General features: G+C 66.2%; 17 protein-coding genes. 3 read left to right on the top strand and 14 right to left on the bottom strand.

Annotated features, from left to right (window positions below; all coding sequences use genetic code 11):
* Positions 1–113: 113 nt before the first annotated feature.
* The 5 genes from bufA2 to AC2YJX_RS10510 form a co-directional block, all read right to left on the bottom strand.
* Positions 114–407, bottom strand: a complete 294-nt coding sequence (bufA2, locus tag AC2YJX_RS10530; RefSeq protein WP_121421663.1) for a BufA2 family periplasmic bufferin-type metallophore — start codon at positions 405–407, stop codon at positions 114–116.
* Positions 408–553: 146 nt separating this feature from the next.
* Positions 554–1,042, bottom strand: a complete 489-nt coding sequence (locus AC2YJX_RS10525; RefSeq protein ID WP_487256005.1) for an NUDIX hydrolase — start codon at positions 1,040–1,042, stop codon at positions 554–556.
* A 35-nt stretch (positions 1,043–1,077) separates the two neighbouring features.
* Positions 1,078–1,578, bottom strand: a complete 501-nt coding sequence (locus tag AC2YJX_RS10520) for a GNAT family N-acetyltransferase (protein ID WP_487256004.1) — start codon at positions 1,576–1,578, stop codon at positions 1,078–1,080.
* Positions 1,579–1,600: 22 nt separating this feature from the next.
* Positions 1,601–2,305, bottom strand: a complete 705-nt coding sequence (locus tag AC2YJX_RS10515) for a riboflavin synthase subunit alpha (protein ID WP_121508127.1) — start codon at positions 2,303–2,305, stop codon at positions 1,601–1,603.
* A gap of 78 nt (positions 2,306–2,383) precedes the next feature.
* Positions 2,384–3,739, bottom strand: coding sequence for an esterase-like activity of phytase family protein (locus AC2YJX_RS10510; RefSeq protein ID WP_487256003.1), 1,356 nt, complete (start codon positions 3,737–3,739; stop codon positions 2,384–2,386).
* A gap of 189 nt (positions 3,740–3,928) precedes the next feature.
* Between AC2YJX_RS10510 and AC2YJX_RS10505 the strand changes: the two genes are divergently transcribed.
* On the top strand, positions 3,929–4,180 hold the full coding sequence (locus AC2YJX_RS10505; protein WP_487256002.1) for a hypothetical protein: 252 nt from the start codon (positions 3,929–3,931) through the stop codon (positions 4,178–4,180).
* Positions 4,181–4,279: 99 nt separating this feature from the next.
* Here AC2YJX_RS10505 and AC2YJX_RS10500 read toward each other — a convergent pair whose 3' ends face one another.
* From AC2YJX_RS10500 to AC2YJX_RS10470, 7 genes are all read right to left on the bottom strand, one after another.
* Complete coding sequence (locus tag AC2YJX_RS10500; protein ID WP_487256001.1) at positions 4,280–5,656, bottom strand: MATE family efflux transporter; 1,377 nt, start codon at positions 5,654–5,656, stop codon at positions 4,280–4,282.
* A complete protein-coding gene (locus AC2YJX_RS10495) occupies positions 5,653–6,174 on the bottom strand; it encodes a L,D-transpeptidase family protein (RefSeq protein WP_487256000.1) in 522 nt (173 codons plus the stop codon). Before AC2YJX_RS10495 ends, AC2YJX_RS10500 begins: the two co-directional genes overlap by 4 nt.
* Before the next feature lie 6 nt (positions 6,175–6,180).
* Positions 6,181–7,887, bottom strand: coding sequence for an NAD(P)-binding protein (locus tag AC2YJX_RS10490; protein ID WP_487255999.1), 1,707 nt, complete (start codon positions 7,885–7,887; stop codon positions 6,181–6,183).
* Between the two features lie 171 nt (positions 7,888–8,058).
* A complete protein-coding gene (locus tag AC2YJX_RS10485) occupies positions 8,059–9,621 on the bottom strand; it encodes a polyamine aminopropyltransferase (RefSeq protein ID WP_487255998.1) in 1,563 nt (520 codons plus the stop codon).
* 50 nt (positions 9,622–9,671) lie between these two features.
* On the bottom strand, positions 9,672–9,893 hold the full coding sequence (locus tag AC2YJX_RS10480; RefSeq protein ID WP_055398038.1) for a DUF350 domain-containing protein: 222 nt from the start codon (positions 9,891–9,893) through the stop codon (positions 9,672–9,674).
* A gap of 98 nt (positions 9,894–9,991) precedes the next feature.
* Positions 9,992–11,482, bottom strand: a complete 1,491-nt coding sequence (locus AC2YJX_RS10475; RefSeq protein ID WP_487255997.1) for a DUF4178 domain-containing protein — start codon at positions 11,480–11,482, stop codon at positions 9,992–9,994.
* 104 nt (positions 11,483–11,586) lie between these two features.
* On the bottom strand, positions 11,587–12,639 hold the full coding sequence (locus AC2YJX_RS10470) for an SPFH domain-containing protein (protein ID WP_121508904.1): 1,053 nt from the start codon (positions 12,637–12,639) through the stop codon (positions 11,587–11,589).
* Positions 12,640–12,919: 280 nt separating this feature from the next.
* Here AC2YJX_RS10470 and AC2YJX_RS10465 point away from each other — a divergent pair, with 280 nt between their 5' ends.
* Positions 12,920–13,186 carry a DUF2061 domain-containing protein gene (locus tag AC2YJX_RS10465; RefSeq protein ID WP_055398031.1) on the top strand — a complete coding sequence of 89 codons (267 nt, stop codon included), beginning with the start codon at positions 12,920–12,922 and terminating at the stop codon, positions 13,184–13,186.
* 217 nt (positions 13,187–13,403) lie between these two features.
* Here AC2YJX_RS10465 and AC2YJX_RS10460 read toward each other — a convergent pair whose 3' ends face one another.
* Together AC2YJX_RS10460 and AC2YJX_RS10455 are read right to left on the bottom strand one after the other, a co-directional pair.
* Positions 13,404–13,709, bottom strand: coding sequence for a flagellar basal body protein (locus AC2YJX_RS10460; protein WP_055398029.1), 306 nt, complete (start codon positions 13,707–13,709; stop codon positions 13,404–13,406).
* Between the two features lie 67 nt (positions 13,710–13,776).
* Positions 13,777–14,727: a LysR family transcriptional regulator gene (locus tag AC2YJX_RS10455; protein ID WP_487255996.1), complete on the bottom strand. Its 951-nt coding sequence runs from the start codon at positions 14,725–14,727 to the stop codon at positions 13,777–13,779.
* A gap of 129 nt (positions 14,728–14,856) precedes the next feature.
* On the opposite strand from AC2YJX_RS10455, the gene aptA reads away from it, so the two are divergent.
* Positions 14,857–16,218: an omega-aminotransferase AptA gene (gene aptA, locus AC2YJX_RS10450; RefSeq protein WP_055398024.1), complete on the top strand. Its 1,362-nt coding sequence runs from the start codon at positions 14,857–14,859 to the stop codon at positions 16,216–16,218.
* The last annotated feature ends 100 nt before the right edge of the window (positions 16,219–16,318 follow it).

Here is a 16,318-nt window from a genome sequence, read left to right as displayed (position 1 = left end):
TCGCCGAGACTGGCACGCCCTGATGCCAGCACCGCCGCGCAAGGGCCGCCCCGCCGCGCTGGCGGTGTCCCCCTGGGGGGATGGCGCGCAGCGCCTCAGGGGGGCTTGTTGCCTTATCCCTTGATGTCGCCGATGGTGCCCTTCTCCATCAGGCACTGGGCCGCGGTCTTGGCCTTGAAGCCGTGGCCCTTGCAAGCGTTCTGGCCCTTGCAGCTGTGCTCGGCCGTGGAGCAGTCGCTATTGCCCTTGCAGTCGTGCACGTTGTAGCAGTGCACCTTGTCGTTGGCGCCGATGGCGGCGCCTTTGGAGCCCTTGGGCGCGTCGGCTGCAAAGCTGCTGGATGCCAGTGCCAGCAGCGCGGCAGACAGGGCGAAAGATGCAGTGGTCTTGGTGTTCGTGGACAGCATGGCGGGTAACTCCGTAGGCGTTAAGGGATGAGTAATCAGGTGGTTAGATCGCGCTGCACCGTGCCGCGCTCTCTGCCTGGTAATTCGTCCCCCGCACGCTGCGGGTTACATGCAGTCCAAAAACTTTTTTGCGTGGTGCCTCGGCGCTATTGCGCAGAAGGTTCGGTCACCGAAATGTCGGTGTGCACCAGCGTCAGCGGAAACCGCTGGCCCGCCAGGTAGTCCTCCAGGCCGCGCAGCAGCAGGGGGCTGCGATGGCGCTCGGGGCAGGCGCGGATCTCATCGGCCGTGAGCCACAGCGTGCGCACGATGCCGGTGTCGAGCGTGCGCCAGTCGTGGTGCGTGCCCAGCGAGCCCGCAAACGCAAAGCGCATGTAGGTGATGTCGTCGCCCGTGCGCGTCTTGGTGAAGCGGTTGAGGTACACGCCGATCAGCGCCGTGGGCTCGAAGTCGTGCGCGGTTTCTTCCAGCACCTCGCGGGCGCAGGCCTGGATGGGCGATTCGCCCGGGTCCAGGTGGCCGGCGGGGTTGTTGAGCTTGAGGCCGTCGGTGGTTTCTTCCTCGACCAGCAGAAAGCGGCCATCGCGCTCAATGAGGGCGGCCACGGTGACGTTGGGTTTCCAGCGGTGGGGCATGGCGCGCATTATGACGAGGGGCGGTGACGCCAAGCCTACAGCGTGCGCGCCATGTACACAGCGCCTTCGCCGTAGCTGGCCAGGCGGGCCTGCTGGGCGGCGTCCGGCAAGGGGTGCAGCGCGTAGCCCTGCCGCTCCCAGTAGGCCTGCGAGCCCTGCACCGAGACCAGCGCGCTGTGCCGCAGCCCTTCTGCACGGGCCTGCGCCCACAGGGGCTGCAGCAACGCGTGGGCCAGGCCTTGCCCCGCATGGGCAGGGAGCACGGCCATGTCGTGCAGGTACAGCGTGTCGTGTAGGGCCACGGCCTCAAAGTCGCCGTGCAGCGGGGTGACCTTGCCGTGCACGCTGCGGTAGGCCGCCAGGTAGGCGCACACCGTGCCGCCGCGCTCCAGCACCAGCGAGCAATTGGCGGGGCTGGCGAGGCGGCGGGCAAACACCTCGCCACTTTCCACAAACCCCTCGCCATAGCAGGCCAGCTGCACGGCCAGCAGGTCGGCCAGATCGCTCAGCGCCAGCGGGCGCACCACCACGGACATGAGTGAGCTTGGTTTTGGTCAATCAGTGCGGCAGCACGGGCGCCTGCACGAAGTCGTCGAGCGACAAGCCCTTTTCCTTCAGCAGCGCCTCCAGCACGGGCTGCAGGCGGCCCAGGCTCTCCTGCACGGCCTCGCGCACGGTGTCCACCACGACCTGGGTGCTGCGCTCGATCTCGATATTCAGGCGGTCGCCTACCTTCTTGGCTTCAAACACCGTGGCACGGCGTGTTTCGGGAATCATCCAGATCTCGAACCAGCCCTCCTGCCGGTTCACCTCGGCCACCGTCAGGCTGGCCCCGTGGATGGCGATGTAGCCCTTGGCAAAGATGTAGCGGCGAAACGCCTCGGGCACGGCCACGCGCCACACCAGGTTGTTGTCGAACTCGCGCCGCTCGATGAGCGTGCCGGTGAAGTCCACATGGCCCGACAGCGGATGGCCGCCAATCTCGGCACCGTCCTTGGCCGCGCGCTCCACGTTCACGCGGTCGCCCTGGCCGTAGCTGCCCAGCGTGGTGATGTTCAGGCTCTGCAGCATCACGTCGAAGTTGGCTTGCGTGGGCGACAGGATCTCGGTGACGGTAAGGCACACGCCATCGGTGGCCACGCTGGCGCCAATCGCCAGGTCCTGGCAGAAGCCCTCGGGGAAATCGAGCGTGAACGTGCGCAGCCCTGCGCGGTCGTGGATGGCGGCAATGCCTGCCGTGGCTTGGACGATGCCTGTGAACATGGTGGCGCGGCTTCCGGGTACGTTGGAACGGGAACCGGGAATTTTGCCACCCGGCCCCCACCGCGCGCTGGCGCCGGGTTACTTGGCCCGGAGCAACTCGCCCACTTCGAGCAGCACCAGCTCGTTGTCATCCGCCTTGTTCGGGTCGCGGCTGCTGCTGAAGGGCAGGTTGTTGTCGTTGCCCACCACGATGTGCGTGCTGTCCACGATGTCCACGTTCTCGATAGTGAAGAACGGGAAGGTCAACACGCCGTTGTTCAGCGGCTTCTTGGCCAGGCGCTTGGGGTCCTGGATGTTCATGAGGTCGATGTAGCCAATCTTGCGGATATCGCCGCCCACATTGGCGTCGCTCATCTCGACCTTGTACACGCGCTTGAACTTGGCGAGGTCGTGGAAGCAGTCCGCGCGCTTCTGGCCCTCTGGGCAGGCCTTGTCGGCCGTGCCTTCGCCGTTGTCGCGCTCGATGATGAGGCCCATGCTGGCGTCGATCATGTTGAAGTCGCCAATCGCGTGGTGGTTGGCCTCCAGCACGTACTTCCAGTGGCGGCCGGTCCATTGCTCGGTCTTCACGTCAAATTCGAGCACACGCAAGTACTGCTTGCCGCCCACGTTTTCATACGCCTTGGCGTCGTCGTTCCACAGCGCGCCTTCGAGCAGGGCGTAGAGCTTGCTGCCATCCTTGCTGGCGGCCATGCCTTCGTAGCCCTTGGAGCGCTTGACCACAAACGCAGTGGGCTTGGCATCAGGCGCGCCGGGCATGAGCACGCCGGGCGCATCGGGCGAGCGCACGGTCTTGCCGTCCACCTGGGTCTCGAAAACGCCCAGCACCTTGCCATTCAGGTCGGCCTTGATGAGGAAGGGGCCGAACTCATCGCCAATCCACAGCGCGCCACCGGCGAACTGGAAGCTCTCGGGGTCGAAGTCGGCGCCGGTCAGGTAGCGCGTGGCCGTGCCTTCGTGCGTGATGCGAAACGGGATCTTCTTGTCCGGGTCGTGCAGGAAGATGGTCTTGTGGCGATTGAACTGGCCGCTTTTGAAGTCCACGGTGTAGTGGCTCAGGTGCAGCATGAAGTCGGGCGAGTTGGCCTTGGAACCGGCACCGTTGTCAGTCAGGATCCAGAACGATCCATCGGCCATGCGCTTGATGCCCGAGTGGCCCTGAATGGGCTGGCCCTGGAACGGCAGCGATACGCCGGTGTCGCGGCCGCCCGACTGGCCCATCACGCTGCCCACGGCGTCCACCCGGCGGGGCGTGGTGAACTTGCCCGCCACCTGCAGGTCGTGTGGCGCATCCTTGGGCGCGGCAATCATCGTCAGGGCGGGCAGCACCGCGTGGCCGGTCAGCGTGGCGGGGTAGGACTGCTGGGCCAGGGCTGCAGAAGAGGCGGCGCACAGCAGGGCTGCACTGGCGGCGATGAAGGAGAGTCGGGACATGTTCATGGGGAATAAAGCCAAAACCCGCACGATGCCGCGCCCTTGTGACGCCACCATGAAAGGCAGGCACCAGGATATGCCCTGGCATACAGCCGATGGACACGGACCTTTTGCCAGGTTCGAGAGTCACACCCGCCTTGCGCTCCCCCACCATTCCCCACCCACAACGCTGGACAGCCCCTATTCCCTATGGACACCCTTTCTGCATTGCAATCCCTCGGACTGGAACTGCCCAGCCCCGCCTACATCGCGGGCGCCATCGTGTTTGGCCTGATCGGCATGGCGGCTTACTGGCACGGCAAAAGAGCGCAGCTGCTACGCACCCGCTGGTGGGGCGTGGCGCTCATGTTCTACCCCTACGCGGTTTCGCGGACCTGGATGCTGTTTGCGGTGGGCGTGGCGCTGTGTGCGGGTCTGTGGCTGGACATGCGGCGCGGCTGAAACGCAGGCGAGGGCTGCGCGCAAACGCTATGATTTTCATAGCGTTTGCGCTTGATGGATAAGCGACAGGTCCATTTTTTGGTGCAAATTGCTGGCGCATCACACCAGCCGCTGCAATGCCTGGCGCCGCCATACCCCGTGGAAATACAGCCCCTGCAGCACCAGGGCGCACAGGTACGTGGCAGGGTAGGCCACCCAGGTGGCCACCAGCCCAAACTGGCGCCCCAGCAGCCAGCCGAGCGGCACGATGAGGCAGGCCAGGCACCCCAGTGAAATGAGCGTGGGTGCCAGCACCGTGCCACTGGCACGCATCACGCCGGAATACACGCTGGCCCATCCAAAAAACACCGCGCCCCACACCGTGATGGGCAGCACGCGTGCGGCGATGTCGATCACGCGGGCGTCGGCCACAAACAGGCCCACCACCCAGGGCGCAGCGCCAAACATCAGCAGGGCCAGGCCGCCGGTGAGGAGCAGGTTCATGCGCATGCCGGTGCGCGTGACGGCCGCCAGCTGCTGCCCGTGGCCCGCACCAATGGCCTGCGCGGCAAACACCGACGACGCAATGGCCACGGCCATCGCCGGGAACAGCACATACGACATCACCTGGCTGGCGGCCCCCCACGCCGCCGTGGCTGCCGAGCCGTGCGCGTTGACCAGGCTGAGCAGGCCCAGGTCGGCCAGCGAGCCGGTGATGAAGAACAGGCCCGTGGGCACGCCCAGCCGCACCAGGGTGCGCAGCAAGGCAGCGTCCAGCCGCAGATGCGCGGCCAGCGCCCGCGTGGGGGCCAGCACATGCGCGCGGCGCCGCAGGTGCCAGGCCGTGTAGCCCAGCGAGCACAGCGTGGCCAGCAACAGCGCGGCCACGCCACCCAGGATGCCCAGCGCAGGCAGCCCGAGGGCAGGCACGCCCCGGATGAACAGCGGCGCGCACACCAGCGTGACCGACAGCGACACCACCAGCGCGCGCAGCGGCGTGACGGTGTCGCCCGTGCCACGCAGCAGCGCCGCCGTGAGCATGGAGGTGAACAGCACGGGGAACAGCACCATCATCCCCCGCGCATAGGCCACCGCCTGGGGCAGCACGTCGGCCGGCGTGCCCAGCAGCAGCATCAGAGGCCGCACGGCCAACAGCCCCAGGGCGGCCAGCACCAGGCCCAGCAGCACCCCGGCGCACAGCGTGGTGCCCGCCACGGCATGCAGCCGCGCGTGGTTGCGCGCGCCAAAGGCCTGGCCCACCAGGATGGACGACCCATTGCCCAGCCCGAAGACGAAGGCACTGAGCAGCAGGAACAGCGGCATGAACGAGGCCACCGCCGCCAGCGAGCCCGCACCCAGCAGCCGCCCCACGTAGATGTGGTTCACCGTGCCGGTGAGCGCCTGCAGGATGTTGGTGAGCACCAAGGGGCCCAGGAACACGAGAAAGCGCCGGTCGAGCGAAGGCGGCGGGCTGCCGGGGTGGGCCTTGTCCGTCATGGTGCTGCGCCCTCCATGAGCCCGGGGGTCTGGATGCTGTGGATGCACACCCGCGTGCCCACGGCCACCCGGTCAAACAGGTCGATCACATCCGCGTTGGTCATGCGCACGCAGCCGTGTGACCGCGGCACGCCCATGGGGCAGTCGTCCGGGCAGCCGTGGATGTAGATGTAGCGGCGCAGCGTGTCCACCGCTCCGCCCCGGTTCACGCCGGGCTCACAGCCGGTGAGCCAGAGGATGCGGCTCAGGATCCAGTCGCGGCCGGGGTGTGCTGCAGCCAGCTCGGGGGAATACACCTCGCCCGTGGCGCGCCGCCCCACATAGACCGTGCCAGGCGCACAGCCCGCGCCCACCTTGGCGCGCACGCGGTGCAGACCGCGGGGAGTGCAGCCGCTGCCGTTGTGTTCGCCCACGCCGCTCAGGGCGGTGGATACCGGGTAGGTGCGCAGAGTGGCCCCGTCCAGCATCAGGTGGAGCTGCTGCCGCGCCACGTCGATGTGCACTTCGGGGACTGCCATCGGCATTCAGCCCGCCGCCACCAGCCCGGCACCGTGCCCGCGCGTGAAGGCCTCTTCAAACACCGAATAGCCCGACCAGTCGCTGTGCGCAAACGCGAGCCGCGCCGTGGTGGGGGTGGGAATCCAGGGCGATTGCTCACCATTTGATAGCTGTTTGCGCTTACCTGATAAGCGCTGGAGGCCAATTTGGCTTAAAAACTGCTGTGTACCCGGCACCGGGATGGCCATGGCGTGGCCGTAGCGCGTGATGTCCACGCGTGTGGCGCGCTGGCGCAGGTCGGGGTGGGGCACGGCCAGGGTGGCCAGTGCGGCCTCGGCCCACGGTTGCCAGGGCTGGGTGGCCAGCTGCTGGCGGCCGCCCTGCACATCGCCCAGCGCCTGGTAGTAGGTGAGCACGGTGGGCCCGGCCAGCGCGGCGCCCGTGTCCAGCCGCTGGTGCCCGGCGTTCACGTAGCCCAGGCCGCCTGCAGTGGGGTCGGCGTAGAGCACGTTGTCCCACGCGGGGGCAGCGCCGGGGCGGTCGGTGAGCGGGCTGTCGATGTGGATGTTGGCCACCAGCCAGGGGGCCGACTGCAGGCGCTGCGCGGCGCCGGTCAAAAAAGCGGGCGGGTTGTGCACCACCCGCGCCGCCACGAACACGGGCAGCGCCACGACGCAGCGCGGCGCCTGCCACCGCTCCACGCTGTCGGTGGCATGGTTGAAGGCGTCCACCTCCACGCCGTGGCGGGTTTCTGTGATGCGCAGCACGCTGGTGGCAGTGCGCAGCTGGCCGCCCCCATTCACAGTGTTGGCAAGCGGCTCGGCCAGGCGCTGGGTGATCCAGCCATTGCCTTCGGGCCAGGTGAGCACGCTTTCGCGCGCCTCATCCACCGCCTCGCCCGGCGCGTGAAACCCGTGGCGGCTGGCAAAGTAGTGGATGCCCGCCCAGGCCGACACGCGCGCGACGCCCGCGCCGTAGTCGTCGCGGCAGCAGTAGTTCAGGTACCAGAGCAGGTGCTCGTCATCCAGGCCCTCTTGCGCCAGCCAAGCACTGAAAGTCATGGCATCCAGCGCTTGATGGGCGGGCGCTAGAGGCTTTTTTGGCCCCAACAGCTTGAGCGCAGGCATGGCAAACCGCGCGGCCTTCGCCTCTCGCTCCACCGCCTGTGCAAAGCGGCGGTATTGGGCCAGCGTGGCTTCGCCCACACCGTGCACGGGCAGCAGGCCTTCTTGCCACTCGCCGTCAAAAAACAGGCGCTCCTGCGGGCTGTGGCACAGGTGGCGTTCGTCGTACTGCCAGCGGCCAGCCACGCGGCGGCGCAGGCCTAGCTCTTCCAGCAGATCCTGCACCTCGCGCGCATCATCACCGGGCACGGGCAGGTAGTGCGCGCCCAGCGGGCAGGCAATGCCGCTCACGGCCCCGCCCCGGCTGTTGCCGCCTGCACCGTCTTCCAGCTCCAGCAGCGCAAAGTCCTCCACCCCCGCCAGCCGCAGCGACCGCGCCGCAGCGAGCCCCGCCACGCCACCGCCTGCGATGATGACCTGCGCGCGGCGGACTACGCTGGGAGCGGGCAAGGTGCCGGTCTTGAGCAGGTCGCGCAGCTGGTGGCCCCGCGCCATATCGATGCCGGTGAAGCCGCCTTCCAAGACGCGAGGGGCCTTGTCGCAACCCGGCAGGAGCACCGCGGCGGCAGTCGAGGCGGCGGCGGTGGCTAGGAAATGGCGACGTTGCATGGCGTCAGTGTCTCCGGGTGTACGCAACGCCTGCGCCGCTTGCGACCGGCGCGGCCCAAACCAGCGGCCCCCGCGCAAGGGCCGCCCCGCCGCGCTGGGGGCGTCCCCCTGCCCGCTGCGCGCAGCGCTGCGAGAGCGGGGGGATGGCGCGAAGCGGCTCAGGGGGGCTTCTCAATGTTTTCCCCACTCGCGTTCGTACGTGTGCACCAGCGCCTGGTTCGACAGCCGGTTCACCTCGGCAGGCACGCGCGCCATGTCGAGCGGAAAGTCGAACAACAGCGGCAGCGTGTCGGCACCCAAGAACCGCAAATCGGCTGGCAGTGCCTCCGGCAGGCGCCAGGGCCTGCGGCTGGCGACGATGAAGCCCCATTCGCCAAAGCTGGGCACGTGCGCGTGGTAGGGCGCCGTGCGCAACCCAACCGATTCAATGGTCTGCGCCACCGTCCAGTAACTTTTGCGCGCCACCAGGGGCGATGTGGTCTGCACCACCGCATAGCCGCTGGCGGCCAGGCGGCGGTCCAGCAGGGCATAAAAGCTGTTGGTGTAGAGCTTTCCGATGGAGAAATTGGTGGGGTCCGGAAAATCGACCACGATCACGTCAAAAACATCGGTCGTCTGCTGCAGCCAGCCAAACGCATCGGTGTTGATGATCTTCACCTTCGGGTTCTGCAGCGCCTGGCCGTTGAGCTGCGCCAGGCGCGGGTTCTCGCTGAAGATTTTTGTCATCGCCGGGTCCAGCTCCACCAGCGTCACCGACTCGACCGAGGGGTACTTGAGGATCTCGCGCACGGCCATGCCATCGCCGCCGCCCAGCACCGCCACCTTCTTCGGTGCACCGTGGGCGGCCATGGCGGGGTGCACCAGGGCCTCGTGGTAGCGGTACTCGTCGGCCTGCGCAAACTGCAGGTTGCCATTGAGGTACAGCCGGTGGCCCGCGCGCCCCTGCGTGACCACGATGCGCTGGTAGGGCGATGCGGTGCTGAACACGATGCGGTCCTGGTAGAACTTGTCTTCGGCAAAGGTGGTGATGTGATCGGCCCCTGCCAGCGCGCCCAGCAAGATGCCCAGCACCATCACGCACGCCGCCAGGTGCGCCTTGATGCGCCGCAGCTCGTGCCGAAACAGCCACACCGCCCACAATGCGACGGCCGCATTCATCACGCCAAACAGCAGCCCCGTGCGGATGAGCCCCAGGTGCGGCACCAGGAGCAGCGGAAACGCCATCGACACCGCCAGCGCGCCCAGGTAGTCAAACGTGAGCACCTGCGAGACCAGGTCCTTGAGCGCCACGTTGCGCTTCAAGATGCGCATCACCAGGGGGATCTCCAGCCCCACCAGCGTGCCCACCATCAACACCATGCCGTACAGCAGAAACCGGAAAGCGCCGGGCGTGTACGCATTGGCCAGGAACAGCGTGGCTGGCAAGGCTCCGCCAATCAGCGCCACCAGCAATTCGATGCGCAAGAAGTGCGCGGGCAGTTGCCGCTCGAAGTACCGCGACAGCCACGAGCCCACGCCCATGGCAAACAGGTAGGTGCCGATGATGGTGGAAAACTGCAGCACCGAATCGCCCAGCACATACGACGCCAGCGCGCCCGCAGCCAGCTCGTACAGCAGGCCGCAGGCGGCCACCACGAACACGCTGATGAGCAGGGCGATTTCGATGGGGCGGGGGCCGGCGGCGGCGCCCGGGGCCTCGGACGGCGAGGCAGGAGAAGTCAGGTCGGATTGCAAGGCAGGTACCGGCGCGCCGTAGGGGCGCGTGCCGTTTCAGGCAAGGTGCGTCAGTGAATGGCCGCCGCCACGATGATGCTGATCCCCAGGCACATCGCCGCCACCACCATGGCCAGGGCCTTGTTTTGTTTCTCGACGATCTCGCGCCACAGGTCGTAGGGCGTGATCTTGTCCACGATGACAAAACACAGCCAGAAAATGACCACGCCAATCAGCGCGTACAGCATGGACCCGAGGAAGGCTGCGGGCCGGAGCCATTCGATTCCCATCATGGTGTGAACTCCTTGAAACGGTGGTGTGTAGGTGGTGGTGGGGTGGTGAAGACGGGGCTCATGGATCTGTCTGCAGGCGGGCGCCTTGAAGCGCCCGCCTACTTGTGGCTTCCGCCGGACGAGTATCCGCCGAACGAGCCGCCCGAGCTGCGGTAGCCGCTGCCCGACGACCCCGAACAATTGCTCAGGATGATCAGCAGGATGATGATGATGATCGCAATCAGGATGATGGTGCCGCAGCCCAGGCCCGACTTGGCGGTGAAGGGGCCGGGGTCGTCGCGCTGCAGGGCATCGGCCTTGTCTTCGAGCTTGAAGGCCTTGGCCACCGTGTCGCTGGCGAGCTTGTCGCCGGCGGACCAGGTGACTTCATTGGGCGTTTGCTCCAGCGACAGCAGGCCCTTGGCGCTGGCAAAGTCGCGGTTGCTGGTTTTCTGGCCCCGCGTGACCTGCCAGTAGAACTCGCCCAGCACGTAGGTCGTTTCGGCCTCGTAGGTGTACTTGAGCTCGTACTTGGTGCCCATGTAGGTGGCGGTGCGGCCGTTGGACGAGAGCTGCGGCGCGCCGGTGGTGGGGCGAACCATGCTCCAGCCTTCTTCGGAATCGACCAGGAAGGCAAACCCGCGCTTTTGGTTGTAGAGCAGGTATTCGCTCCAGCCAAAGTGTTCGTCGTCGCCCGGCTCCACGCCCATGCGGTGCTGAAAACCCACCACCTGCCAGTGCACACCCTGCAGCTGGCCCTTGCTGCCCAGCGGAATGAGGGGCTGCACGGGCTCGTCCTGCTCGGCCGAGCGCAGTTCGCCGCCCACGCCGCTATCGAGGCTGATGATGCTGGCGCAGGAACCGCAGGTGATGCTTTTGGTGCCCGTCAGCTTCACCTGCACGGGCGCGCCGCAGTGCGGGCAGTTGAACTGGCGGCCTTTTTCGTCCTTGGCGGATTCGTCTTTCAGGCCCTGGAGCTGCAGGTCTTCCAGCAGTACCGATTTGCCGCGCTCCACGTTGGGCGGGGTGTGGCCGTAGTCGATGCTGACCACTTCACCGTCGGCGCTGCGCAGCTCGACCATGCCGAACGGCTGGCCCAGCGGCGGCAGCTTGGGCAGCTCGCCCTGGGCAGAGATCAGCGATGCCTGGCCGGTGTAGGCCACGCTGTAGGGCTTGCCGTTGATGGCGGTGGTGGTGCCGATGCGAAAGCGCTCGGGCGCAGGCATTTCGCGGCCGGGGTCGATGGGGCGCGTGAAGACATAGGCACCGTTGTCCTCGCCCAGCGTGGCCAGGGTGCCGTCGTTCAGGAAGGCGGCCCATTCGGTCCAGACCCCTGCATCGCCTTTGTATTGCAGGCGACCCACCAGGGTGAAGGGCACATCCTTGCCGTCGAGCTGGATGCGCCCGCTGGCCATGAGCTGCAGGGGGCTGTGGTCGTCGAACAGCTCGGCCATTTTGCCCAGGCGCGTGAGCACGTCGCCGCTGCGCACAACGGTGCTCTGGCAGTAGCCGCAGACGGCGTGCGTGGACTGCGCGCTGCGGAATTCAACCGGCGCGCCGCAGCCCGGGCAGGGCGCGCGGTAGTAACGCTGTGTGGGGTCGGTGGCCATCGTGGGGCTGCTGCCTGCGCCGCGCTACACGGCTTTGAGGCCTTTTTGGCCTCTAGCGCTTATCCCTCCAGCGCAAGCAGCTATATTTATGATAGCAACCGGGTTCAGACCAGCTTCTTGAGCAGCTCAGCCTTCTTGGCGTCAAACTCTTCCTGGGTCAGGATGCCCTTGGACTTGAGTTCGCCCAGCTTCTCCAGCGTTGCCATGACCTCTTCGGGCTTGACGCCCACCGGGGCCGCAGCGGCCTGCGCTGCCGCAGCAGCAGCGGGTGCCACCGGGGTCTGCAGGCCCTGCTGCAGGTTTTGCGCCAGCACCTGGCCCAGCGCCACGCCCGCGCCGAGGCCCATCGCATCGCCCGCAATGCCGCCACCACCGCCACTGGCTTCAGCGAACTTCGGGATCGCCTGCGCGGTCTGGTACTGCATGAACTTGGCCATGTCGTTGCCGACCATGCCCATGCCGATCTTCTGGTCGAGGATCTTTTGCAGCTCTTCGGGCAGCGAGACGTTCTGCACCGTGAGAGATTCGATCAAGATGCCCAGCTTGGCAAAGATGGGCGCCAGTTCCTTGACCATCGCCTCCGCAAACATCACCTGGTTGGCCGCCAGGTCGAGGAACGGCAGGCCGCTGCCCGCAATGGCGTTGCTGATGTTCTGCAGCACCAGGCCGCGCAGCTGGCCTTCCAGGTCGGCCACGGGATACGACTCGCGCGTGCCCGAGATTTCGGTGTGGAACGCCTTGGGGTCGGCAATGCGGAAGGCGTAGTTGCCGAACGCGCGCAGGCGCACGGCGCCAAAGTCCTTGTCGCGGATCGTGATGGGCTGGGGCGTACCCCACTTCTGGTCGATCTGCTGGCGTGTGCTGAAGAAGTACACATCGCTCTTGAAGGGGGACTCGAAGAGCTTGTCCCAGTTCTTCAGGTACGTGAGCACCGGCAGCGTCTGCGTGGTGAGCTTGTAGGTGCCGGGACCAAACACGTCGGCCACCTGGCCTTCGTTCACGAAGATGGCCATCTGCGACTCGCGCACCACCAACGTGCCGCCGTTCTGGATTTCCATGCCCGCCATGGGGAAGCGCCAGGCCAGCGTGCCGTCCCCCTCTTCGGTCCATTGAATGATGTCAATGAACTGTTTCTTGATGAAGTCCATGAGGGCCATGTGTGCTCCCAAAGCAAAAGAGGGGGTTGAAAAGAGCGGCCATCATAGCAACGGGGGCATGGCGCGGAGCGGCTTTTTTTGAGCCCCATCGGTGAACTGGTTCACGCGCTGAACCAGTTTGGTTGGCATGGCGCCGCCCGACCGGGATGCATGGCCGCTTGATAGTGGCTATCTCCGGCTTAGTGATGATCAATTAGCCAACGCTATTGAGAATTACTACCATTTCAACATCCCTGCTCACCACGGCAGGCCCTGATGAAGAAGTGAAAAGGAGTCCGCCATGTCCCACATCCGCCGCGCTGCCCGCCAGAACAAAACCATGCTGATGAAGACGGGTAGCTACTACGTGATCCACATCTGCGTGGCCGCCCTGGTGGCCTATGCCGTCACGGGCAACCTGTGGGCCTCGCTGACACTGAGCCTGCTGGAGCCCACGGTGCAGGCGGTGGCCTTCTTCTTCCATGAAAAGGCCTGGGACCGGGCTGCCCGGCGCGGCGCTGACGACGCCACACAGGCACCCAGCCCAGCCGCCTTGCAGGCCGTTTGAACCAACGTCTGAACCACCCGTACGAAGGAGCCCCCATGTACAGCATTCCCTTGCGCAGCCGCACCGCTACCGGCTTGGCCTTTCAACGCTGGCTCGTTCACCGGCTGGCCGGGCTGGCTGTAGCCAGCTGAGGTCGCCCGAGGCCACTCCAGCGCTGGCGCTGGAAACAACAATGCCCCGGCTGGCGGGGCATTGCCGGGAGCGCGGGAGAAACGACTCAGGCCTTCACGTCGAGCAGCGAACCCATCATTTCGTCTTGTGCCTTGATGGTCTGCAGATTGGCCTTGAAGGCGTAGGTGGCCGACATCTGCTCGACCGCCTCCTTCTCCAGCGCCACGCCCTCGGCCTCTTGCTGGCGCTGCACGGTGGCGCGCACGCCAGCGCTGTCGGCGGCCTCTTCCTGCGCCACCACCTGGCGGCGGTAGTTGGGGGTGTTCATGTTGGCCACGTTGTTGGCCGAGGCATCCAGCCGCAACTGCGCGGCCTGCAGGCCGGAACTGCCAATCGAAGAAATGGTTGCCATGGTGTGCCCCGCTCAAAAGCGCCAAAGAGCTGGCATTGTCTGCCTGCGCCGCGCTGCGGGCAAGTCATCAACCATGGGCCTCCAGTAGGCATTGTGCAAACGCCTGCGCCGCCCTCGGCGGTTGCGGCGACTTGCGCAGCACGCTCACAAACTGGCAGCGGTAGTGGAACTGCGCGGGCAGAACGGCCTGCATGAGCCCCTGGCGCTCGAAGCCTTCGGCGTAGTGGTCGGGCAAAAATCCCAGGTAGCGGCCTGAGAGGATCAGCGTGGCAATCGACTCCTGGTCGAACCCGGTGGCCTTGCGCGGCAGGCGGGTGCTGTGGCTCAGCTCCATGTTGGGCGAGTGGTAGCCCAGGCCCGCAAACTGGTAGGCGCGCAGGGATTCCCAGGTGAGCGCAGCATGGTCGGTGCCGTACAGCGGGTGGCGCGCACCGCAGTACAGCAACATCGTTTCGGCAAACAGGTCGGCATAGGCCAGGCTTTGCGACGTGCGGTGCGCCGGGATGATGCCCACGTGGAAGCTGCCGTCGATCAGCCCGCGCTCGATGGCCGGGATGGACGCCACGTGCATCTGCAGGCTGACTTCGGGCGCTTGGCTGGCAAAGAGCGCAATCGCATCGCCGATGTGCGCGGCCGGGTTGCTGGCGGTCTTGTCGAACACCGCCACCTCCAGCCGCCCGCCCATGCGGCGGTGGATGTCATCGATGCTGCTGCGAAAGGCGTCCACGGCTGACAGCAGGCGCAGGGTCTCGTCGTACACGCGCTGCCCCTCGGCCGTGAGGGCAAAACCGGCCCGGCCCCGGCGGCACAAGGTGAGGCCCAGGCGGGTCTCCAGGTCCTTCATGTGGCGGCTGACGGTGCTGGTGCCAATGTTCAGCTCCAGCTCGGCGGCCGACATGCCGCCGCACTCGACCACGCTCTTGAACACCTGCAGCAGGCGCAGGTCCATGTCGCTGAGCTGGCCCAGTACGGCGCGGTGTTTGGGGGAAGTGTGGGGTGGAGGTGTTTTTACTTGCATAAACCGTCAAGTAAACATTGATATTGGAGTATTGGAGAGATTAACAGGCAGCGCAACAATGCCCTACGTCAAGCCCCAGACCGCTGGGGTTGCCCGCCTTTTTTCGCCGCATTTGCACTGGAGAACCCCATGAGCTTCGTCAACATCGAAAAACCCGCCGCTGGTGCCGAAGGCCCCCGCATGGACGCCGAGTGGCTGGACGCGCACTGGATGCCCTACACGGCTAACCGCCAGTTCAAGGCCAACCCGCGCATGATCGTGGAGGGCAGCGGCGCCTACTACACCGACGCGGACGGTCGCAAGATTTTTGATGGCCTCTCGGGCCTGTGGTGTGCGGGCCTGGGCCATGGCCGTCGCGAGATCGCCGAGGCCATTGGCAAGCAGGCGATGAAGCTGGACTACGCGCCCGCCTTCCAGTTCGGCCACCCCCTGTCGTTCGAGCTGGCCAACCGGGTCAAGGAACTGACGCCTGCGGGCCTGGACTATGTGTTCTTCACCGGCTCGGGCTCCGAGTCGGCCGACACCTCGCTGAAGATGGCGCGCGCTTACTGGCGCAACAAGGGCCAGGCGAGCAAAACCCGCCTGATCGGCCGCGAAAAGGGCTACCACGGCGTGAACTTCGGTGGCATCTCGGTGGGCGGCATTGTTGCCAACCGCAAGATGTTCGGCCAGGGCATTGAAGCCGACCACCTGCCCCACACCCAACCGCCCGCTGGCTCGTTCCACAAAGGCATGCCGCCTACCGGCAAAGAGCTGGCCGACCGCCTGCTGGACGTGATTGCGCTGCACGACGCATCGAACATTGCCGCCGTGATCGTGGAACCTTTCTCGGGCTCGGCCGGTGTGGTGATCCCGCCCGTGGGCTACCTGCAGCGCCTGCGCGAGATCTGCACGCAGAACAACATCCTGCTGATTTTTGATGAAGTGATCAGCGGCTTTGGCCGCAGCGGCGCCTGGACCGGGGCCGAAGCCTTCGGCGTGACGCCCGACATCCTGAACTTTGCCAAGCAGGTGACCAATGGCGCGCAACCGCTGGGCGGCGTGGTGGCCACCAAGGAGATCTACGACACCTTCATGGCGGCGGGCGGCCCGGAGTACATGCTGGAGTTTGCGCACGGCTACACGTACTCGGCCCACCCTGTGGCCTGCGCGGCGGGCATTGCGGCGCTCGACATCCTGCAGAAGGAAGACATGATCGGCCGCGTGAACGCGCTGGCGCCGTACTTCGAGCAAGCCGTGCACAGCTTGAAGGGCGCCAAGCATGTGGCTGACATCCGCAACTTTGGGCTGGCTGCTGGCTTCACCATTGCCGCGCTGCCGGGCGAGCCGGCCCGCCGCCCCTATGAAATTGCGATGAACTGCTGGAAGAAGGGCTTTTACGTGCGCTACGGTGGCGACACCATCCAGCTGGCGCCGCCCTTCATCAGCGAGAAGGCCGAAATCGACCGCCTGATCAACGCACTGGGCGATGCCCTGGCTGAAACGGCGTGATGACACACCCCCGGCCCGTGCACGGCGGCCGCTGGCCTGGCGCGCGCCGTTTCATCCGCCAGCGGGAATACTCCTGATTCAATAGCTGCTAGCGCTTTCT

The organism is Acidovorax sp. SRI_002 (genome assembly GCF_057586455.1).
This window is presented reverse-complemented; position numbering and strand designations above follow the sequence as displayed.